This is a genomic window from Actinotalea sp. JY-7885 (genome assembly GCF_014525465.1).
GTDB lineage: Bacteria > Actinomycetota > Actinomycetes > Actinomycetales > Cellulomonadaceae > Actinotalea.
Genome location: NZ_JACEXH010000195.1, coordinates 1 through 5,539 on the forward strand (window position 1 = coordinate 1; position 5,539 = coordinate 5,539).

Genomic DNA, 5,539 nt, shown 5'->3' on the forward strand with positions numbered 1-5,539 from the left:
CGACGCCCTCGGCGCCCGCCACCGTGGCGACGGGACCGCCCTCGGGCACGCCGTCGTCCGCGCCGACGGCGGCGAGCAGCTCGGCCCGGACGTCGCGCACGTCGGCGCCGATCGGGGTCGGGTCCGCGAGCGCGGCCACGTCGTCGGGATGGCGGACCAGGTGGTCCGCGAGCGCCGACGACGCCCCGAGGACGGCGAGCAGCGCGTCGCGGTGGCGCGACGGCTCCGCGAGCAGGTCACGCAGCCCGCAGCGGGCTCCCTCGCCCGCGCCGCGGCACGCGCCTGAGACCCGCGTGAGCGCCAGCAGGGCCTCGTCCGGCGAGGCGACCGCCGCCAGCGCCTCGAGCAGCGGCGCGGCCTCGTCGACGGTGCCGACGACCGCGACGAGGTCGGGGTCGTCGAGCAACGAGCAGGCCCGCTCGGTGTCCGTGAAGCCGAGGCGGGTCAGACGCGCGCGCAGCGTGCGACGGCGACCACCGTCCGCGACCTCGGTCCCGGTCGTCACAGGACCGACAGGAACCGCTTCAGCTCGAACGGCGTGACCTGGGCGCGGTAGGCGTTCCACTCCTCGCGCTTGTTGCGCAGGACGAAGTCGAAGACGTGCTCGCCGAGCGTCTCGGCGACGAGCTCGGACTTCTCCATCACCGCGATCGCCTGCTCGAGCGAGGACGGCAGCGGCTGGATGCCGAGCGCGCGCCGCTCGGGGTCGGTGAGCTCCCAGACGTCGTCCTCGGCGCCGTCGGGCAGCTCGTAGTTCTCCTCGATGCCCTTGAGGCCGGCGGCGAGCAGCACGGCGTACGCGAGGTAGGGGTTCGCCGCGGAGTCGACACCCCGGTACTCGACCCGGCTCGAGTTCGCCTTGCCGGGCTTGTAGAGCGGGATCCGGACCAGCGCGGAGCGGTTGTTGTGCCCCCAGCAGATGTACGACGGCGCCTCCGCCCCGCCCCACATCCGCTTGTAGGAGTTCACGTACTGGTTCGTGATCGCGGTGATCTCCGCCGCGTGGTGGAGCAGGCCGGCGATGAACTTGCGCGCGGTGCTCGACAGGCCCAGCGGCGCGCCGGGCTCGTGGAACGCGTTGCGGTCGCCCTCGAACAGCGACAGGTGGGTGTGCATGCCGGACCCGGGGTGGTCCGCGAGCGGCTTCGGCATGAACGAGGCGAAGATGCCCTGCTCGAGCGCCACCTCCTTGACCACCGTGCGGAACGTCATGATGTTGTCCGCGGTCGTCAGCGCGTCGGCGTAGCGCAGGTCGATCTCGTTCTGGCCCGGGCCCGCCTCGTGGTGCGAGAACTCGACCGAGATGCCCATGGACTCGAGCATCGTGATCGCGGCCCGCCGGAAGTCGTGGCCGGTGCCGCGCGCCACGTGGTCGAAGTAGCCGCCCTGGTCCACGGGCACGAGGGGGCGCTCGGGGTCCGCGGGCGACTCGAAGAGGTAGAACTCCACCTCGGGGTGCGTGTAGAAGGTGAACCCCTGCTCGCTCGCCCGGTTCAGCGCCCGCGTCAGGACGTAGCGCGAGTCCGCCAGCGACGGCTCGCCGTCGGGCGTGCGGATGTCGCAGAACATGCGCGCGGTGCCGTGGGTGTCACCGCGCCACGGGAGCACCTGGAACGTGGAGGGGTCGGGCTTGGCGAGCATGTCCGCCTCGTAGACCCGCGTGAGGCCCTCGATGGCGCTGCCGTCGAAGCCGATGCCCTCCGCGAAGGCGGCCTCGAGCTCGGCCGGCGCGATCGCCACCGACTTGAGGATGCCCAGCACATCGGTGAACCAGAGACGGATGAAGCGGATGTCCCGCTCCTCGACCGTGCGGAGCACGAACTCCTGCTGCCTGTCCATGACCACATCCTGCCGTACGCGGGGCCCGGAGCACCGTCAGGTCCGCGCCTCGGCACGCCGCGCGTCCCGCGCGCTGACTAGGGTGGCCGCCATGGGTCTGACCATCGCACTCGCCCAGGTCGACACGTGCGTCGGCGACGTCGACGGCAACGCCCGCGCCGTGCTCCGGTGGACGGCCGACGCCGCGGCCCAGGGGGCTGCCCTCGTCGCCTTCCCGGAGATGACCATCACCGGCTACCCGATCGAGGACCTCGCGCTGCGCGACTCGTTCGCCCGGGGCGCCGAGCGCGCCGTCACGCGCCTGTGCCGCGACCTGGTCGACGCCGGGCTCGGCGAGATCGTCGTCGTCCTCGGGACGCTGGGGCGCAACGCCGAGGGCCGCGCCACGAACCGCGCGCTCGTGCTGCACCGCGGCGAGGTCGTCGCCTGGTACGACAAGCACCACCTGCCCAACTACGGCGTGTTCGACGAGTTCCGGATCTTCACCCCGGGCGACGGCCAGTGCGTCATCGAGGTGGACGGGCGGCGCATCGGGATCGTCGTGTGCGAGGACATCTGGCAGGACGGGGGCCCCGTCTCGCTCATGGACGAGGCGGTCGTCGAGCTGCTCCTCGTCCTCAACGGCTCCCCCTACGAGGAGGGCAAGGGCCACGTCCGCGGCGAGCTGGCGGCCCGGCGGGCGCGCGAGGTCGGCGCCCCGGTCGCCTACGTCAACATGGTCGGCGGCCAGGACGACCTCGTGTTCGACGGCGGCTCCTTCGTCGTCGGGCAGGACGGCACGCCCCTGGCGGGAGCCCCGCAGTTCGTCGAGCACCTGCTGGTCTGGGAGCTGCCCGACCGCGGCGTGGACCCCGAGCCCGGGCTGCTGGCCGCGCCGATGGACCCGGACGCCGAGGTGTACTCCGCGGTGGTCACCGGCCTGCGCGGGTACGTCACCAAGAACGGATTCCGCTCCGTCGTGCTCGGCCTCTCCGGCGGCATCGACTCGGCGCTGGTGGCCGCGATGGCTGCCGACGCGGTGGGCGGCTCGAACGTCGTGGGCATCTCGATGCCCTCCGGGCACTCCTCGCAGCACTCGCGCGACGACGCCGAGGACCTCGCCAAGCGGCTCGGCGCCGACTACCGCGTCCAGCCCATCGGCCCGATGGTCGACGCCTTCACGAGCCAGATGGACCTGCCGGGCGTCGCCGGGGAGAACCTCCAGGCCCGCGTTCGCGGCGTCATCCTCATGGGCGTCTCGAACGTCGAGGGTCATCTCGTGCTCGCCACGGGCAACAAGTCCGAGCTGGCGGTCGGCTACTCCACGATCTACGGCGACGCGGTGGGCGGCTACGCGCCGCTCAAGGACGTCGACAAGTCGCGCGTGTGGGCGCTGGCGCGGTGGCGCAACCAGGTCGCGCTCGACCAGGGCGAGATGCCGCCGATCCCGGAGAGCTCGATCACCAAGCCCCCGTCGGCCGAGCTGAGCCCCGGCCAGATGGACACCGACTCGCTGCCGCCGTACCACCTGCTCGACGAGGTGCTGGACGCCTACGTGGAGCACGCCGAAGGGCGCGAGGAGCTGCTCGCGCGCGGGTTCGACGCCGAGGTGGTCGACACGGTGCTCGCACTGGTCGACCGCGCGGAGTGGAAGCGGCGGCAGTACCCCCCGGGCCCGAAGGTGAGCGCGCTGGCGTTCGGGCGCGACCGGCGTCTCCCGGTCACCACACGCTGGCGCGAGCCGAAGGGACCTGTCGATGAGTGAGCCGACGACGCCGGTCGCGGGCGGGGCGCCGAAGCCCCGTCGCGTCCGGGTGCACCACCTGCGCGAGGCGAAGGAGCGCGGCGAGCGGATCACGATGCTCACCGCCTACGACGCGCCGACCGCGCGGATCTTCGACGAGGTGGGCACGGACGTGCTGCTCGTGGGCGACTCGCTGGGCGACAACTTCTACGGCTACGCGACGACGATCCCGGTGACGGTCGACGAGATCATCCACCACGCGCGGGCCGTGACCGGCGCCGTGAAGCGCTCGCTCGTCGTGGCCGACCTGCCGTTCGGGTCCTACGAGGCCTCCCCCCAGCAGGCGCACGCGACGGCCGTGCGGATGCTCAAGGAGGCCGGCGCGCACGCGGTGAAGTTCGAGGGCGGCGCTCGCGTCGCCGAGCACGTGCGCCTCCTCGTGGGCGCCGGCATCCCCGTGATGGGCCACCTGGGCTTCACGCCGCAGTCCGAGAACGTGCACGGTGGCAAGCGCGTGCAGGGCCGCGGCGAGGGCGCCGCCGAGCGCCTGTGCGCCGACGCCGTCGCGCTCCAGGACGCGGGCGCGTTCGCCGTCGTGCTCGAGATGGTGCCGGCGCCGCTCGCTGCCCAGGTGACCGAGATCCTCACCATCCCCACGATCGGCATCGGCGCCGGCCCGCAGTGCGACGGCCAGGTGCTCGTGTGGCCGGACATGGCGGGCCTGACCGACTGGTCCCCGCGCTTCGCCAAGGCCTACGGCCGGCTGCGGGAGGCCCTCAGCGACGCCGCCCGCGCCTACGTCGAGGACGTCCGGTCGGGCGGGTTCCCCGCGGCGGAGCACAGCTTCGCCGAGTGAGCACCGGGTGACCCGGACCTGAGCCGGGCGCCGCGCCGCCTCAGTCGCGGCGCGGCAGGGTGAGGATCTCGGCGCCGTCGTCGGTGATGGCGATGGTGTGCTCGGTGTGCGCCGTGCGACAGCCGGTCGCGCTGCGCAGGGTCCACCCGTCGGCGTCGGTGACGAGCTCGTCGGTGTCCGCCATGATCCACGGCTCGAGCGCGAGCAGGAGCCCGGGACGCAGCGTGTAGCCGCGCCCCGGTCGCCCGGTGTTCGCGACGTGCGGGTCCTGGTGCATCGTCGTCCCGATGCCGTGGCCCCCGAACTCGGTGTTGACCGGGTACCCGGCCGCGCGCAGCACCGTGCCGATGGCGTGCGAGAGGTCGCCGATGCGGGCCCCGGGGCGGGCCGCGGCGATGCCGGCGGCCAGCGCCCGCTCGGTCGCGGCGATCATCGCCAGGTCCTCGGGGCGCGGTGAGCTGCCGACCACGAAGGTGATCGCCGCGTCGGCGGCGACCCCGTCGAGCAGGACCGCGAGGTCGAGCGTGAGGACGTCGCCGTCGGCGAGCGCGTAGTCGTGCGGCAGCCCGTGCAGCACGGCGTCGTTGACCGACGTGCAGATGTAGTGGCCGAAGGGGCCGCGCCCGAAGGACGGCTCGTAGTCGACGTAGCAGGACACCGCGCCCGCACCGAGGATCATCGACCGCGCCCACGCGTCGATCTCCAGGAGGTTCGTGCCCACCCGGGCGCGGCCCTTGAGCGTGTGCAGGATGTGCCCGACCAGCGCGCCGGTCTCGCGCGCACGGGCGACCTCGGTGGGGCTCAGGATCTCGATCATGCGGTGCCTCTCTCGGCCGGTCGGACGGGCCCGTCCGCCGGGGCGGCGGGAACCGGTGCACCACCCTGCCAGTGGTCCGGCCGCGCGACGGACGACGGCAGCCGCGTGGCGGCGTCACCGCGGGCGGCGGCGAGCTGCATCGGCGTGCAGAACAGGGCGGTGCTCAGGTCGGCCCCGGCGAGGTCCGCGCCCCGCAGGTCCGCCCCGAGGAGGTCGGCCTCGCGCAGGTCGGCGCGCCGCAGGTCCGCGCCCACCAGGACCGCGCCCCGCAGGCCGACCCGGCGCAGGTCGGTGCCGCGGCGGT

5 protein-coding genes and 1 pseudogene are annotated in these 5,539 nt (G+C 73.6%); 2 read left to right on the forward strand and 4 right to left on the reverse strand.

From position 1 onward, the window contains the following. Positions 1-505: pseudogene (locus IDM29_RS14375) on the reverse strand (bifunctional glutamine-synthetase adenylyltransferase/deadenyltransferase); the annotation flags it as partial. Further along, a complete protein-coding gene (glnA, locus tag IDM29_RS14380; RefSeq protein WP_182111412.1) occupies positions 502-1,839 on the reverse strand; it encodes a type I glutamate--ammonia ligase in 1,338 nt (445 codons plus the stop codon). The gene glnA and the pseudogene IDM29_RS14375, both read right to left, overlap by 4 nt. 91 nt (positions 1,840-1,930) lie before the next feature. Here glnA and IDM29_RS14385 point away from each other — a divergent pair, with 91 nt between their 5' ends. Then, positions 1,931-3,583, forward strand: coding sequence for an NAD+ synthase (locus IDM29_RS14385; RefSeq protein ID WP_182111413.1), 1,653 nt, complete (start codon positions 1,931-1,933; stop codon positions 3,581-3,583). Further along, complete coding sequence (gene panB / locus IDM29_RS14390) at positions 3,576-4,418, forward strand: 3-methyl-2-oxobutanoate hydroxymethyltransferase (protein WP_182111414.1); 843 nt, start codon at positions 3,576-3,578, stop codon at positions 4,416-4,418. The genes IDM29_RS14385 and panB overlap by 8 nt, the downstream gene beginning before the upstream one ends. A gap of 40 nt (positions 4,419-4,458) precedes the next feature. Here the strand turns inward: panB and map are convergent, their stop codons facing one another. Then, positions 4,459-5,235, reverse strand: a complete 777-nt coding sequence (gene map / locus IDM29_RS14395) for a type I methionyl aminopeptidase (protein WP_188037686.1) — start codon at positions 5,233-5,235, stop codon at positions 4,459-4,461. Then, positions 5,232-5,539 (reverse strand): pentapeptide repeat-containing protein (locus tag IDM29_RS14400; protein WP_188037687.1); only part of this gene is annotated, 308 nt, incomplete at its 5' end. The genes map and IDM29_RS14400, both read right to left, overlap by 4 nt.